Annotated in this window: 15 protein-coding genes; 6 read left to right on the top strand and 9 right to left on the bottom strand. The window is 49.4% G+C overall.

Going from position 1 to position 14,823, the window contains the following annotated elements:
• Window positions 1-19: 19 nt before the first annotated feature.
• Window positions 20-1,684, bottom strand: coding sequence for an ArnT family glycosyltransferase (locus ACYVEA_RS11335; protein WP_461113535.1), 1,665 nt, complete (start codon window positions 1,682-1,684; stop codon window positions 20-22).
• Between the two features lie 203 nt (window positions 1,685-1,887).
• On the opposite strand from ACYVEA_RS11335, the gene pgi reads away from it, so the two are divergent.
• The 5 genes from pgi to ACYVEA_RS11310 all read left to right on the top strand — a co-directional run bounded on the left by pgi (window position 1,888) and on the right by ACYVEA_RS11310 (window position 6,896).
• Complete coding sequence (gene pgi, locus ACYVEA_RS11330; protein WP_461113534.1) at window positions 1,888-3,546, top strand: glucose-6-phosphate isomerase; 1,659 nt, start codon at window positions 1,888-1,890, stop codon at window positions 3,544-3,546.
• Window positions 3,547-3,710: 164 nt separating this feature from the next.
• Window positions 3,711-4,607, top strand: a complete 897-nt coding sequence (locus ACYVEA_RS11325) for a porin family protein (protein ID WP_461113533.1) — start codon at window positions 3,711-3,713, stop codon at window positions 4,605-4,607.
• A 155-nt stretch (window positions 4,608-4,762) separates the two neighbouring features.
• Window positions 4,763-5,659 carry a hypothetical protein gene (locus ACYVEA_RS11320; RefSeq protein WP_461113532.1) on the top strand — a complete coding sequence of 299 codons (897 nt, stop codon included), beginning with the start codon at window positions 4,763-4,765 and terminating at the stop codon, window positions 5,657-5,659.
• A 102-nt stretch (window positions 5,660-5,761) separates the two neighbouring features.
• Entirely contained in the window at window positions 5,762-6,328 is a 567-nt protein-coding gene (locus ACYVEA_RS11315; protein WP_461113531.1) for a precorrin-2 dehydrogenase/sirohydrochlorin ferrochelatase family protein, read from the top strand.
• A gap of 19 nt (window positions 6,329-6,347) precedes the next feature.
• Complete coding sequence (locus ACYVEA_RS11310; RefSeq protein ID WP_461113530.1) at window positions 6,348-6,896, top strand: NADPH-dependent FMN reductase; 549 nt, start codon at window positions 6,348-6,350, stop codon at window positions 6,894-6,896.
• A gap of 10 nt (window positions 6,897-6,906) precedes the next feature.
• On the opposite strand, the gene ACYVEA_RS11305 is transcribed toward ACYVEA_RS11310, so the two are convergent.
• Window positions 6,907-7,671 (bottom strand): cupin domain-containing protein, encoded by a 765-nt coding sequence (locus tag ACYVEA_RS11305; protein ID WP_461113529.1) that lies wholly within the window; start codon window positions 7,669-7,671, stop codon window positions 6,907-6,909.
• Window positions 7,672-7,956: 285 nt separating this feature from the next.
• Here ACYVEA_RS11305 and ACYVEA_RS11300 point away from each other — a divergent pair, with 285 nt between their 5' ends.
• Window positions 7,957-8,082, top strand: a complete 126-nt coding sequence (locus ACYVEA_RS11300) for a hypothetical protein (RefSeq protein WP_461113528.1) — start codon at window positions 7,957-7,959, stop codon at window positions 8,080-8,082.
• Window positions 8,083-8,198: 116 nt separating this feature from the next.
• Here ACYVEA_RS11300 and ACYVEA_RS11295 read toward each other — a convergent pair whose 3' ends face one another.
• The 7 genes from ACYVEA_RS11295 to ACYVEA_RS11265 all read right to left on the bottom strand — a co-directional run bounded on the left by ACYVEA_RS11295 (window position 8,199) and on the right by ACYVEA_RS11265 (window position 14,813).
• A complete protein-coding gene (locus tag ACYVEA_RS11295; RefSeq protein ID WP_461113527.1) occupies window positions 8,199-8,534 on the bottom strand; it encodes an MGMT family protein in 336 nt (111 codons plus the stop codon).
• Window positions 8,534-9,109 (bottom strand): DUF3109 family protein, encoded by a 576-nt coding sequence (locus ACYVEA_RS11290; protein WP_461113526.1) that lies wholly within the window; start codon window positions 9,107-9,109, stop codon window positions 8,534-8,536. The genes ACYVEA_RS11295 and ACYVEA_RS11290 overlap by 1 nt, the downstream gene beginning before the upstream one ends.
• A 227-nt stretch (window positions 9,110-9,336) precedes the next feature.
• The gene (locus ACYVEA_RS11285) at window positions 9,337-11,826 is read right to left on the bottom strand and encodes a LysM peptidoglycan-binding domain-containing protein (RefSeq protein ID WP_461113525.1); all 2,490 of its coding nucleotides are present in this window, start codon (window positions 11,824-11,826) and stop codon (window positions 9,337-9,339) included.
• 39 nt (window positions 11,827-11,865) lie between these two features.
• Entirely contained in the window at window positions 11,866-12,507 is a 642-nt protein-coding gene (locus ACYVEA_RS11280; protein ID WP_461113524.1) for an O-methyltransferase, read from the bottom strand.
• An 85-nt stretch (window positions 12,508-12,592) separates the two neighbouring features.
• Window positions 12,593-13,045 (bottom strand): D-aminoacyl-tRNA deacylase, encoded by a 453-nt coding sequence (gene dtd, locus ACYVEA_RS11275; RefSeq protein ID WP_461114073.1) that lies wholly within the window; start codon window positions 13,043-13,045, stop codon window positions 12,593-12,595.
• 74 nt (window positions 13,046-13,119) lie between these two features.
• Window positions 13,120-14,235, bottom strand: coding sequence for a serine hydrolase domain-containing protein (locus tag ACYVEA_RS11270; RefSeq protein WP_461113523.1), 1,116 nt, complete (start codon window positions 14,233-14,235; stop codon window positions 13,120-13,122).
• Between the two features lie 41 nt (window positions 14,236-14,276).
• Window positions 14,277-14,813: a GNAT family N-acetyltransferase gene (locus ACYVEA_RS11265; protein WP_461113522.1), complete on the bottom strand. Its 537-nt coding sequence runs from the start codon at window positions 14,811-14,813 to the stop codon at window positions 14,277-14,279.
• Window positions 14,814-14,823: the final 10 nt, after the last annotated feature.

The raw sequence follows: 14,823 nt of genomic DNA, 5'->3' as shown, positions 1-14,823 counted from the left end.
TTTAATCCTGCCTGAAAACCTATCTGGCTAATCGCTTATAAAACACAAACCCATTTTCGGCACCTGTTTTCCGAACGTCGGGCAGGGAATCGAGGAGAGTAGGTTGCTCACTGGCTTTGCGAATGAACCAAACGTCTTTGTCGATCCGCCCCCGTAGCAGCCATTCGTCATTGTAATAATTAAGATTCGTTGGGGGTTGTTTTAGCGTGTAAAAATAGGGGCCGTAACTGTGGTAACCGTAAGCTTTCACGTAGACATTCTGTCCCTGCGCCTTCTCAAAGAAACGCATAGCGGCATCCTGCGAAATGCCTTCGATCCGGCCAATAAAAAACCAGAGCGTCAACGTAATGAATACCGCCATACCACCAAAGAGGGCAACAATGGCCTTATCTGGCTCGCGCTGACTAAACCAGACAAGCGTTAGAATCAGAATAATAAGCAACCATACGCCTGGCAACACTTCCCAACCCGTCCAATTGATTTTCGCATCCAGATTTCCCTGCGTGAATGGGTCCTGATCGGCAACGGATTTCACTAGATCCATGCGGTGCGCCAGAATGGGCAAACCGATAATGGCCGCTACGTAGATGCCGCCAACAAGCAGTAAACCCGCTCGCATCCAATTGTTGAACTGAATTTTCCGCTCTTCCAATTGCATGAGCGTCAGCGCTGCCAGGTAGGTTAGCGGGAAGTAACAGAGCGACGAGTAATGTACAATTTTAGACTGCACAATGCTGAACAGCACCAGCACAACCCAGAATAAAATTAGCATCCACCGCCGAAATTCGCGCTGGTAGTTTCGCTCGATGAACAGCGTTCCCAGCGCACGAATACCAAAAATAGACGCCGGAAAACAGCCAACCAGCAGAATGATAATATGATAGCCCGGAAAGCCGGCGTGACCGGCATCGGGCGTACTGAACAGGCGAATGTTATAAGCCAGAAATTCACGCATCAGGGCCGGGCCGTGGAGAAAAATATCGAGGCCATACCAGGCAAGGGAAACAACTGAAGCGGCAATGGAAAACGCAATGAATTGCAGGGGCGTAATGAACCACCGAAAGCGACTAAGCAATCCATAGACACCCAGCACCAGGCATATAATCAGGTAAGCGACAGGGCCTTTTGTCATAATGGCCAGTCCAAGCACAAAGCCGCCTGTTACTACGTATGTCCATTCGCTTTTTGGTACGGTCAGCGCTCCCCCCAGGCGTTCCCGTTTCCAGGACGCAAAAATGAGGTTAACTAAACCAATGAATATAAACAGGTTGAAAAATGGGTCAATAATGCCGGATCGAAAATATAGGTGAGGTGTTACCGATCCCAGATACGCCAGCGACCAGAGCAGCCCGAACCGATGACCGTGCAGTTTCTGGCCCAGATTATAGAGGTAAACCAACGTTATGATGCCGCAGATAGCATTAGGCAGCCGGGCCGAAAACTCGTTGATGCCAAAGAGGTGCATCATCATTGACTGAAACCAGAAAAATAGCGGTGGTTTTTCGTAAAACGGCTTAAAATCAATGTGAACGTGCAGATAATCACCCAGCACCACCATCTCACGGGCGCATTCAGCGAAGTTAATCTCGTCCCAGTCGAACAGACGAACGCCCCCCAGAAACGGGATAAAAAACAGGATTCCTAAACCAGCAAGTACTAACGAATAAAAAAGTTTTTGATTCATTAATCAACGTATTAATGACAAAATAACCCTGCTTCCAGATGGAAAGGGCGCGTAAAAATAGAGGAAAAAAGATTGCCGGGATTGACGATATTCGCGCCGACATGTCCGTTTACGGTTTTCGGTTCATTGTTTCAGACGCGTCAGCCAACCGAAATCGATAACCGAAAACGGTAAACTCAACAACTGCAAACCAGAAATCACTTATGCTTGCTAATCATCGTTTCACGGACCTCCCCGCTTACAGCCAGCTACAAGCTCACTATAATAGCCTGAAAGACCGGCACCTCCGCGATCTGTTCGTCGAAGATCCAGCCCGGTTTACTACGTTTACGCGCCAGTTTGAGGATATTCTGCTCGACTTCTCAAAAAACCGAATTACCGCCGAAACGGTCAGTTTACTCGCACAACTGGCCACGCAGGCCGGGCTGACGGATGCCATCGGTAAGATGTTCTCCGGCGATAAAATAAACCGGACAGAAGATCGGGCCGTCCTGCACGTGGCGCTCCGTAATCGCGCCAACAGCCCGATTCTGGTGGACGGCAAAGACGTAATGCCTGATGTGAATGAAGTGCTGGCGCACATGAAGTCCTTCTCGGAGCGCATTCGGTCGGGGGAATGGAAAGGCTACACCGGCGAAGCCATTACCGACGTAGTAAATATCGGCATTGGTGGTTCGGACCTTGGCCCGGTTATGGTAACGGAAGCGCTGAAACCTTATGCCGATGACAAAAAGTTGCGCGTGCATTTTGTCTCGAACGTAGACGGTGTTCATATCTACGAAACTCTGCAGACTGTTCGGCCGGAAACGACGTTGTTCCTGATTGCGTCGAAGACCTTCACCACGCAGGAAACCATGACCAATGCCCAGACGGCCCGGCAATGGTTTCTGGATGTGGCTAAAGATGAAGCCGCTATTGCCAAGCACTTTGCTGCGCTGTCGACCAACCAGAAGGACGTCGAGAAATTCGGCATCGACCCCGACAATATGTTTGGGTTCTGGGATTGGGTTGGCGGTCGGTACTCGCTCTGGTCGGCAATTGGGCTGTCGATTGCCCTATACATTGGCTTCGATAAGTTTGAAGAGCTGCTGGACGGAGCCCATGCGATGGATAACCACTTTCGCGATACACCAATCGAGCAAAATCTGCCGGTAATTCTGGGGCTGGTAGGCATCTGGTACAATAACTTTTTCGGGGCGCAAACCGAGGCTATCCTTCCTTATGATCAGTATATGCACCGGTTTGCGGCTTATTTTCAGCAAGGCGACATGGAAAGCAACGGTAAATCGGTGGATCGGGACGGCAAGCCCGTCGATTACCAGACGGGCCCGATCATCTGGGGTGAACCGGGCACCAACGGCCAGCACGCGTTTTACCAGCTTATTCACCAGGGCACGAAACTTATTCCCTGCGATTTCCTGGCTCCGGCTGTCAGCCAGCGGCCCATTGGTGAGCATCATAAAATTTTAATGGCAAATTATTTTGCTCAAACGGAAGCCCTGATGAACGGCAAAACCGAGGAAGAAGCCGCCGAAGAATTACGCAAATCGGGCAAAACCGAAGAGGAAGTAAAAGCACTGGCTCCTTTCAAAATGTTCTCGGGAAATCGGCCAACCAATTCGATCCTTTTCCGGAAGTTGACCCCCCGAACTCTCGGTAGCCTCATTGCCCTCTATGAGCATAAAATCTTCACTCAGGGCGTTATCTGGGACATTTTCAGCTTCGATCAGTGGGGCGTAGAACTCGGCAAACAACTGGCCAGCCGAATCCTGCCCGAGCTGCAGGACGACTCACCCGTGACCACGCACGACAGCTCAACAAACGGCTTGATGAACGCTTTCAAAGCGATGCGTAACGAATAGCGCGGGTTAGAGTCAAGCTTTTTTTCTACTCTATGCAATGAATTAAATTTGACCTAAAATTGAAATAGTTCAAAACATTGCTACAGATAGACCTGTTAATGGGGTGTAATTTCGGTTACACCTTTTTTTATTTTTATACAACTCAACGATCATCCAACAAGGATATGAAACGTCAATTCTCACTTTTGGCACTATGCCTGTGTAGCATCGGCATCGCAAATGCCCAGACTACTACTACTTATTCGTCCCCAACTACTACTTCATACAGTACGTCGGTAACAACGGATAGTACAAATTCAGCTAATGGCACGACTCCGTCGAATACTATGTCTACCAACAGCCCGACAAACTCGGACGGGACGACGAACACAACGAATTCAGTAACGCCAACTACTACGTACTCAACGAACAGCATGCCTGCGTCGACCGATGGCACAACGGCTTCGACAACAACTGATACGTATAACACGACGCGCGTTAAAGGGGCAAAAGCGAACGACTACAAGAATTTTGTATTCGGTATTTATGCGGGCCTGAACACGACCAAGTTCAAAGGCGAAGTAACTAATCCTAATGGAGGCAGCGATAAGCTGACGGGACGTCTGGGCTACCAGGCTGGTTTCTTCGTACGGGGTGGTGGTCGCCTTTTCGGTCAGATTGGTGCTGAGTATTTTGCTTCGAGTTCAAACTACTTTGTACAAGGCTCTGGCCAGTCGGCTTCAAGTATTAAGGATCAAATTGACATCAAATACATTCAGGTTCCGGTTTACATCGGTTACAAGCTTGTTGAATCGGATCGGGGAATCTCGGCCGTACGGGTGCAGTTAGGTCTGGAGTATGCCAATCAGATCGGTTCAAGCAGCAACTCGTTTGGCAATCTGAATAATCTGGAATTCAAAAAGGGTACGTTTAACGGCTTAGGTCAGTTAGGCTTCGATGCGGGTCCGTTCTTCCTGGACCTAACGTACCATTATGGTTTCAGCGATGTTATCGCTAAGAACACTGGCTTTGCCACTTCGCAGCGCCGGATATTGAGCGCCAGTGTAGGCTTCAAGTTCTAGTCGCAGAAAAATACAAAAGCCGCTTTCCAACGAAGGCGGCTTTTTTTTGCGAATTACTCTTAAAAAAACGATTAACCAGCGTCTACCCAAACATTCCTAATTGATGCACGGTTTTAGGAATAAATGATGGTATTGGTTTACTCAACGCAAGAATTATGAAAACTTTCACTAAAACAGCCCTGCTTCTGGCAGGTGTTTGCAGTACAGGAATCGTGCTTGGTCAGCAGAATTCCTACAATGACCGATATGACGACCGTTATAACGATAACCGGTCATCGCGCCGTGACGAACGTCGTTACGAACGTCAATTTGATGATCGGCTGGATGAGCGACGACAATTTAATGAGCGACGGCAGGAAGAGCCTCGGTACAATAATCGGTACGAGGAACGAATGGGTGACGGCCGTCGGTCGGAACGCATGTATGATGAAAGCGATCTGAGCAGAGCCTATGACCAGGGTTTTGAGGATGGTCAGCAAAACGTAGAAGCGACCGAACGTCGGGAGCATCGCCAGAATTACAAGCACTTCACGTTTGGCGTGTATGCGGGGGCTAACTCAACCAGTTTTGAGGGCGAAACAATCGACAGCAAAAATTTAACCGGTCGTTTAGGCTATCAATTGGGCTTCTTTGTTCGAGGTGGTGGCCGGATTTATGGTCAGATTGGTGCCGAATACCTAACCTCCAGTTCGCAGTTCTATAAGGCTGGTGATGGCGGTAACGTCAGCGACATTATTGGCAATATCGATCAGCGGTATCTGCATATTCCTGCCATGATTGGCTTCAAAGTAGCTCAGTCAGACCGGGGTGTATCGGGCATTCGGCTACAGGTGGGTGCTGAATATGCAACGCCCCTCAGCACGGACAAAAACGATTTTAATCTAGGAAACGCTGATTTCCAGGCCGCTACGATCAACGGACTAGCTGGCCTTGGTTTCGATGCGGGCCCAATTATGCTGGATTTCGTTTACCATTATGGATTTGCCGATGTACTGAGCAGTGGCAATAGCAAACGCCGGATTCTGGGTGTGAACCTTGGGTTTAAATTTTAAAAAGAGTCGTAAGTCATCAGTCGATAGTCGTAAGTTTGTCACTGGGAGTAAGCTGGTTTTTAATCACTTACTACTGCTGACTTACGACTATCGACTTTTTTTATGAATACCCTCTTCCCCATTTTCGTTAAGGCCGAGAATCTGCACACGCTTATTGTGGGCGGAGGTTACGTTGGCCTTGAAAAACTTACGGCCCTGCTTGGCAATTCGCCGGAGGCACGTATCACACTCGTGGCGCCTGAAATTCGGGACGAGATTCGGGAGTTAGCCCAGCAACATCCCAAACTGCAACTGATTCAGGAGCCGTATCATCCAATTTACCTGTCCGACAAAGACCTGGTGATCGTTGGAACGAATAACCGGACGGTTAATCACCAGATTCAGGCTGACTGCAAAAGCCAGCGCCTACTGGTTAACGTAGCGGATACCCCCGATCTGTGCGATTTCTACCTGAGTTCGGTGGTGAAAAAAGGCGACCTGAAAATTGCCATCTCTACCAATGGTAAATCGCCGACCTTCGCGAAACGATTTCGGGAGGTACTTGAAGAAATCCTGCCCGACAGTTTGCAGGAAACGCTCGACAACCTGACGGCTATCCGTACCAAACTCAAAGGCGATTTTGTGCAAAAAATGGAGAAACTAAACGAGATTACGAAAGTGTTGCGGTAAAAGAACAACTCAACATCTCATGCATATCGTTGCCATATCGGGTAGCCTGCGGGCCGCTTCCACCAATACGTCCCTGCTGCGGGCGGCCGCAGAATTAGCACCCGACAACGTGACCGTTACACTCTACGACGGCCTGGACGATCTACCCCACTTCAGTCCCGAGCGTGACAAGGAAAACACATCCGAACCTGTCAATAGGCTACGTACCCTGCTCCGGGAAGCCGACGCTATTCTGTTTTGCACGCCAGAATATATTCATGGAATGCCGGGTGTCCTGAAAAATATGCTTGACTGGATAGCGTCATCGGGCGAGTTTGTGGACAAACCCGTCGGCGTTATCAGCGCCAGTCCTTCCGACATGGGCGGTTCGCGCGCTCATGCAGCGCTGGTCTACACGCTGGGTGTTTTAACGGCGAAGTTACCCGAAGACGCATTATTGATTATTCCCTTTGTTCGCCAAAGAGTGGATGCTGAGGGGCGGATAACAGACCCAATTCTGATTCAGGAAGTACGGGGAGTACTGACATCGTTAGTTAAAGCCGTTGCCAGTCAGCAGCCAGTCAACTAAATCGGTACAGCTATTCGAACTGAAAGGCAAAGTAGGTACAGCTTTTTTGGGTGGTGTTTTGAATGGCGTGCGGTACGTTGGATTCCAGAAAAATCACATCGCCAACGCCCGCTGGCTGCAATACTCCGTCGATACTTTCCTGAGCTGTGCCATCGATCAGAAGCAGTATTTCGGCAGCCCGGTGCGTGTGGGGTGGATGGCTCCATAAACCGGCATTGAGCGTTGTGACGTGCATCTCAAATCGCTTGGTCATCACCGTTCCGCAGTCGAACATCCGCCGGATGCCTCCTTTCTCGTGTGCTTTATAAGGAACCTCTTTCCAGTCGACCCAGAAGGAGCCACCTGCCAGCCGGGTTAAATCTATGTCAGGCATCTCGTTCGAGGTGTATTGCATAACAAAATAAGTGAGCGGTACGTCGGTTTTATTTTCAAACCGGTGTACATCGCCCGGCATGATCAGCGCAACGCTACCTGGCCCCAGCGTTTTCTTCTTTTCATTTAGTGTCAGGGTTAATTCGCCCTTTTTTACAATAATCAGTTGCTCCTCATCCAGCGTTTGACTATGCTGCGAGGGCCGATTGGCAAAAAGCGTTACTGCACGAATAGTTAAGTCACTAAAGTCCCGCGTAGGCCCTCTCATGATTGTTCGGCTCTCATAACCAGTATGTTTGACAACCGGTGCCTGATCCCACGAATAGACTTTTGAGGGAATGGATTGTGAAAAAGCCGGATGAATCGCTAAAGCAGTCAACAATAGAAGCAGGAAAGATTGCATAGAAAAGGAATCGATAAGCGATTGAGCCGACAATTTTGGGTAGTTCAAAACTAGTCAAAAATCTGAACCTCAGGTTCCATCTCTTTCAGGAAAATAGCCTCAATCTGATTAATCTCTTTGGAATAGATGGTTCGATTGCAGGTGCCGGAATACAGGGTATTTTCAATCGGGGCAAAGCCTTCCCAAACCAGTTTAATAGGACCCGCATCCAGTTCTTTTGTTGATAGGAAATCGGGGACTACCCTATGGCACGGGTGGCACGTTGCCTCGTTCGGCTTCCACCGTATGAATACTTCTACGGGTATGCAGCCACCGGAAAGCATCCACTTTCATTATGCAGAGAAAAATGCGAATGTCGTTGGTGATATAGCAACGTATCAAGCTCATCTGACAAAGCTGTTCATTGACTGACGAAAGCATTGAACAAGAGCAACTTGGCCGCGTCAATTAATTAACAACGTAGTGATCGGTCGCAGCCTGGGGAAAAAATACCATGTTCCATCCAGGCTACGACCGATCACTACGTTCTACATTGCCAACTCAACTGACGGATCCCAGAGTAGCGTTTTGAAGTCAACGACCCGGTCATTGTCAACCCGAACGCCTTCGTCTTCGAGCAATCGTTGCATCGCATTTGGCTCACCGAAAAAATGCTTGCCCGTTAACAGACCAACGCTGTTAACAACCCGATGGGCAGGTATATCGGGGCGATTGTGGCAACCGTTCATGGCCCACCCCACCATTCGGGCACCCGCCCGCAGACTCAGGTAGCGGGCAATGGCGCCATAATTCGTAACACGCCCTTTTGGAATCAGGCGTACAACTTCGTAAACCTCCTCAAAATAATCGCGTTGTTCGGGCATTAGTCAGCACTGGCAGGGTTTTCAATCGCCGTTGTCAGTCGGCCATACCACTCTTCGCCGTAGGCACGGATGAGGGCTTCGCGGACAAACTTATAGATGGGCACGTTCAACTGTTCGCCGAAGCTACAGGCGGGGCTGCAAATAGGCCACCGATCGTAGTTCAGCGCATGAAACGATTCGTATTTGGTTACCCGAATGGGATAGAGGTGGCAGGAAATGGGTTTTTTCCAGCCAACTTTACCATCGTTGTAAGCTTCCTCAATACCACACTTCAAAATACCCCGATCGTCCCAGGTAGCGTAAACACACTCTCGTCCGGCGACGGTATTGGTCACGAAGCCTCCCTCACCATCCGATTCGTAGCCGCCTTTCTTTTCGATTACCCGAATGCCTTCGGGCGAGAGGTAGGGTTTTACATCTTCATAAATCCGGTCGAGAATGGCTGGTTCATCCCCTTCCAGAGGGGCGCCCATATCGCCTTCCACACAACAGGCTCCTTTGCATTTATCTAAGTTGCAGACGAAGAATTTCTCGGCGACATCGTCGCTGATACAGGTATTATCAAGCAGAATCATAGTTGTAACACAGCAGTAAATCCGTAATGGATTACTCAGTAAAGATACAACTTACGGAATAAAGCATTACCATGATTGAAGAATAGTAAACTCGGATACGTTTACCAGAACGACGTATAGAGGAAAAATACGACCTCTGTTACGTCCATCTTATAGCGTGGCAAACAAAAAAAGCTCTGCACTGGCAGAGCTTTTTTTTACCTTATACACAGCATAAAAGTCTAGGCTTACGGCTCTACAACCCGTATCTTCTGACCTTCCCGTACATAGGCGGTACCTAATTTATTCCACTCCTGAAGTTGCTCGACGCTTACGCCATACATTTTGGAAATACGAAACAGGTTTTCACCTTTAGCAACGGTATGAGACGTAACGCCCGATTGCCCCGTTGGAGTCGATGCTGTTTTTGCGGGAGTTGGCTCCTCCGTTTTAGACGATACTTTTTCCGTCTTCGTTGCGGTTTGTTCCGTTTTAGCAGCACTGCTACCACCAGCTTTAACCTTCAGCTTCTGACCAGCTTCGAGTTTATTATCTAACGTGCGATTGTTCATTTCCAGCAATTCGCTAAGCGTCAGTTCATACTGCCGGGCAATGCCATAATACGTTTCGCCTTTCCCAACTACGTGAGTCGTTACTGAGCGCTCAGCCGTGGTGGTTGTCGGAGATGCTACAGGAACGTCGACCTTCTTTTCTGGCTTCTTCTCTACCATTGGCGTAACTGTTGCCACGTATTTCTTTTCGGGAACCGTTACTTCGGGGGTTTTTGTATGCGTCTCAGCCTTAACAACATCGGCTTTAGGCACAGCGGGTGCCGCCGGCCGAACGATTGCCTTCGTATCCACGGCCGTTAGTGAACCATCGGCCTGTTGCTCAAGTGGGCCCGTGTAATTACCCGTTTGAGCGGTTGATGGTTTTTTGGCTGTCGGAGTCCGGTTGTACGCGTTGATTTCCTCCCTCGTTGCCGAAGAACCCGCAGGCCGCCATCCATCTTCAGAAGTGGTAGCTGGCGCAGCGGCTTTGTTGCGTTCGGGAGTTGTTGCCACAGGAACCGTTTTCGTTGTTCCGTCGGCATCGGCAGACCGCACAATCACAACTCGCTGAGAACCTTCACTATTCCCCGGCGTACTCGGCGTGGCTGGAGCCGGACGGCTGGTGGATACGGAGGTCGGCTGTGGTACGGACGGTTGCGCAGGCGCGGGTGCCGATGTACCATCATTGGTTGCAATGCCACCATCCACCAGTTTAGGCTGATAGCGTTTCCGCTCCGACGCATTACGTGGAATGGCATCACTGCCGCTTACAGGCTTGGGAGTATTCCCGACAGTACGTTCTGTGGGTGTATTTGCCGCCACTTCCGCCCGGGTTGGTGGCAGTGGCGTTTGATCATACACGGGTGGCGTTGGCGAGTTAATAATCTCAACGGGCTTATCGCTTGGCCGACGCTCGCGGAGCCACATCACGCGACCCGTTTCCAGTTGCTGGCCCCGTTCTATGCGGTTATAACGTAGCAATTTCTTGAGCCGCAGGGCGTAGCGTTGCGAAATACTCCGGGACGTTTCCGATTCGCGAACGGTGTGAAATGGAACAAGTGCCTTTTTCCGTTTCTTGGACAGGTAATAAATATCATTAACAATGATCGGATCGGATTCGTCCAGGTCGTTATACCGTAAAAAGCTCGACAAACTGATTTTTGCTTTGCGGGCCAGGGTGCCCGCATTGTCGCCAATCTGCGCCTGAATGCCGGGCAACCCATTTATTTCATACAGAATCGGCTCATTCTTACTTCCCGAACCTGTTGTTACCCGACGTAACACCGGAAAACCTACATCGCTCTGGGCTACATCAGCCGCGCTTTTGCCAGTGGTTTCGCCTATTTTCTGCCGAACATCATTGATCTGATTGCTCACGACTGGCACAGCCATTACGTAGGTCTTATCGGTCGGAACGGCATCTCCCAGTACCCATCGATTGTATTTACGGAGTTCAAATTCATCGACGCCTAACTCGTCAGCAATGGTCCGCATGCTTTTGCCACTTCCTTTCTGGTATTCGATCAGCGCAAACCGGTTGCTCGTCTGGTGAAATTTCAGCGCATTCTCAATGGCAATTTTATGCGCAAAAAAGCGCAGAATATACCGGTCAGTACGTCCATCAAGAGCAATCTCACGAGCATACGACCAATCGGGCGGAATTAATTTAGAAATGCCTCCCGCTCCGAGGTAATACGAATACAGCGACGCCACCCAGTTATTGAACTGAACATTATTCTTTTTCAGGTACTTAGCTGCACCGTGCGTCGACGCGGTGATGCTTTTTCGCTCATCAATTTCGTCATCCACACGCAAGCCATAATCAGTAGCGGTCTCCCGTTTAAACTGCCAGTAACCCACTGCCGTAGAGGTCGATACCGCATCGGGCGTCAATGAGCTTTCCTGAACGGCGAGGTATTTGAAATCCGTTGGTACGTTTTCGCTGATCAGAATCGACTCAATCATCGGGAAATACAGCACCACCCGATCGAGTTTAGCCATCCAATACTGCTTATTAGAAAACAGAGCGTTTACATCCTGCTGCACCAGACGTCGGGCATCGGGGTCTAGCTGTACCGAAATGTCGGCAAAGGTCACTCGCTCCGGCACAACTGGCGTATTTTGCGCCGAGGCTACGAACCCCGCGAGAAGAAATAGGAGAAAGAATGAATAGGTTTGTTTTTTCATAGATTAGCCCGCTCAGGCGGCTGATTTCATCACTCGTACTTATAATTTCCGTATCACCATTATCCCGTCACGCACGGGCAGCAGCACATTTTCCACACGCACATCATCCTGAATTTTCTGGTTAAACGCCAGCACAGCCGCCGTATCCTGATCGGATGGATTCAGCGGTTCAACAACTTTTCCACTCCATAAAACATTATCGGCCAGGATGAAACCACCTGGCCGCAACTTGTCAAAAGTCAGATCAAAATACAGGGAATTATTGCGTTTATCGGCGTCGATAAACACCAGATCAAACGTTTCATCCAGGGTAGGCAGTATATCGGCAGCTAAGCCGATCTGAAAATTAATCTTGTTTTCAAAGGGGGATTGCCGCCAGTAAGATCGGGCAAAATCTTCGAGTTCTTCATTGTGGTCGATGGTAATAAGCTGGCCATCGTCCGTCAACCCTTCTGCCAGGCATAGGGCTGAATAGCCCGTATAAGTGCCAATTTCTAAAATTCGCCGGGGCCGGATCATACAGGAGATCATCGACAGCAATCGGCCCTGTATATGCCCTGACAGCATCCGGGGTGCCATGATCCTGGCACGGGTATTTCGGTTGAGCTGATGCAACAGCGTACTCTCGGGCGAGGTATAGGCTTCAGCGTAAGCGGTTATGTTTTGGGGCAGAAAATCCATTCGGCTAGTAACCTGTGCGCTATTCTATTACTGCTGATTTCAGTAAAAGTAACGGATAGCAACAATAAATCAGTAATCTATTGTACTAAATCCGGTTTTTTGAGTCAATTAATATGGTTACCGGGCCGTCATTCAGTAACATAACCTTCATATCGGCCCCAAATTCTCCGGTCTGAATGGGTTTTCCCAACTCCGTTGCTAGTTGGGCAATCATGGCTTCGTAAAGTGGAATTGCTACGTCGGGCCGGGCGGCTTCGATAAAACTGGGCCGGTTCCCTTTTTTGGTATTGGCGTGCAGTGTGAACTGGCTAATGAGCAGGATGCTGCCACCAACGGCCGCTAAATCGAGGTTCATTTTCCCATCGGCATCACTGAAAATCCGCATGCCGACAATTTTCTTGCTGAGCCAGTCAACATCCTCCTGGGTGTCGGTGTGTGTAATACCAAGCAGAATCAAAAAACCCGTGTCAATCTGACCCTTCACCTGATTATCAATGGTAACGGAAGCGTGGGAAACGCGCTGAATAACGGCAATCATACTCGAAATAAAATAGCCCTGCGCCGAAAGCGGCAGCAAGGTCGGCAAGATAACAAAAACCCAAGTATCCGTTCCTATTTTTTGGTAACAACCTTCCCCGTGGCTGGACGCAAATAAAGCAGTGCTATATCCTGAGCGATTGTTGCTGGTTGTGCACTTTCTGCGTTTGTCAGGACAATGACGGAAAGACCCGATTCAGAAAAACGGGCATATTCGGAGCGGAAGCCGGGCAGTGAGCCCCCGTGATGTACTCGTCGATAACTCTGTAACGTATCAACCGTCCAGCCTAAGCCATAGGGATACTTCGTGCCGTCCTTCAGGTCAATGGGCGTCCACATCTCGGTGCGACTTGCCTGCGTAAGAATTTTATCGGTGTATAAAGAAGCGTCCCATTTCGCTAAATCCAGCACGGTTGACAGAAAAGCACCACTTGGACGTAGTGCCAGGTACCCCTGCGCCCGATGGTAGTGGGTTTCTTCCCATTCGTACCCATCCACCCGATTCGGGATAACTTCAGTCAGCGTGGTGGTTCGGGTAGTGGTCATATTCAGCGGAGTAAAAACCCGTTGTTTCAGAAAAGCAGACCAGGGCTGACCCGACACTTTGCGGATAATGTCGGCCAGCGCAAAATACCCGACGTTGCAATATTGCCACTTGGTACCAATCGGAAATTGCAAGGGTAAAGGAAACGCCGATTGAACGACGATCGAGTCTGGCTGAATTTTGGCAGGGTCAAACGCGGGTGCTTCCCGAATAATGCCGGACGTATGCGATAATAAATGCCGTAACGTAATCCCCTGCCAGGTTTGGGGAGCCTGCGGATAATAGACATGTATATCATCACTGAGTTTCAGTTTTCCCTCCTGCGCCAGTATCAGAATACCCGTCGCAATAAGTTGCTTGCTTACGGATCCAATTGCATAAACGCTCTTGTCGGTAGCGGGGGCACTCACTTCTAAATTTGCCATTCCGTAGCCTTTGGCCAACAAGACTTTCCCTTGATGCATCACCGCAACGGAGGCCCCAGGAATATGCTTGCCGCTCATGTGCCTACCGAGAATGGCATCAATACTGTCGACAGAAACCTGATTGATGGATTGCGCCCATGCCCCGCTAGAAAGAAATAAAAAGCCAATGAGCAGCAAAGAAATGGCCCGGACGTAGCGTTTTTGCAGAAAGGAGACAGTCATATAGTTCGAAGAGGAAGTAGTTGATTCAGAAGATGGTAAGCTTACATAAGTCGAGTTATTGGAATGGGCTTGGCTGGATTCGACTCGTGAGGTTGCAGGGCTAGCTGAAACCACTCAACACTGTGCCACGCCCCCATTTTGTAGCCAACGTTGGTATAAAAACCGATGGATTCAAAGCCCATTGACCGATGGAAAGCCTCACTTTGGGGATTCGGTTTCGTAATACCCGCACAAGCCGTATAGTAGCCCTGCCGACGTAGCAGCTCAAATAATTTTGTATAAAGCGCTCTACCCAGGCCTTTTCGTTGCCCATCTGGATGAATATACACCGACGTTTCAACAGCCCACTGATAGGCAATGCGGTCCCGGTGTCGCGACGCGTAAGCGTAACCTAGTAGCTGCCCATCTTCCTCAGCGACCAAAAAAGGAAACTGCTGCTGAATAATCTGGATACGTTCCGAAAATTCACTTACTGTCGGCACGGTATACTCGAACGTAATGGATGAGTTCGTGACGTAGGGAGCATAAATAGCCAGGATGGCCCGGGCGTCGGCGAGTTTAGCGAAGCGAATGGTCATGAAGGCAAGA

This window comes from Spirosoma jeollabukense (genome assembly GCF_054777855.1).
Note: the sequence above shows the minus strand (reverse complement) of the source record. Positions and strands in the feature narration are given on the sequence as shown.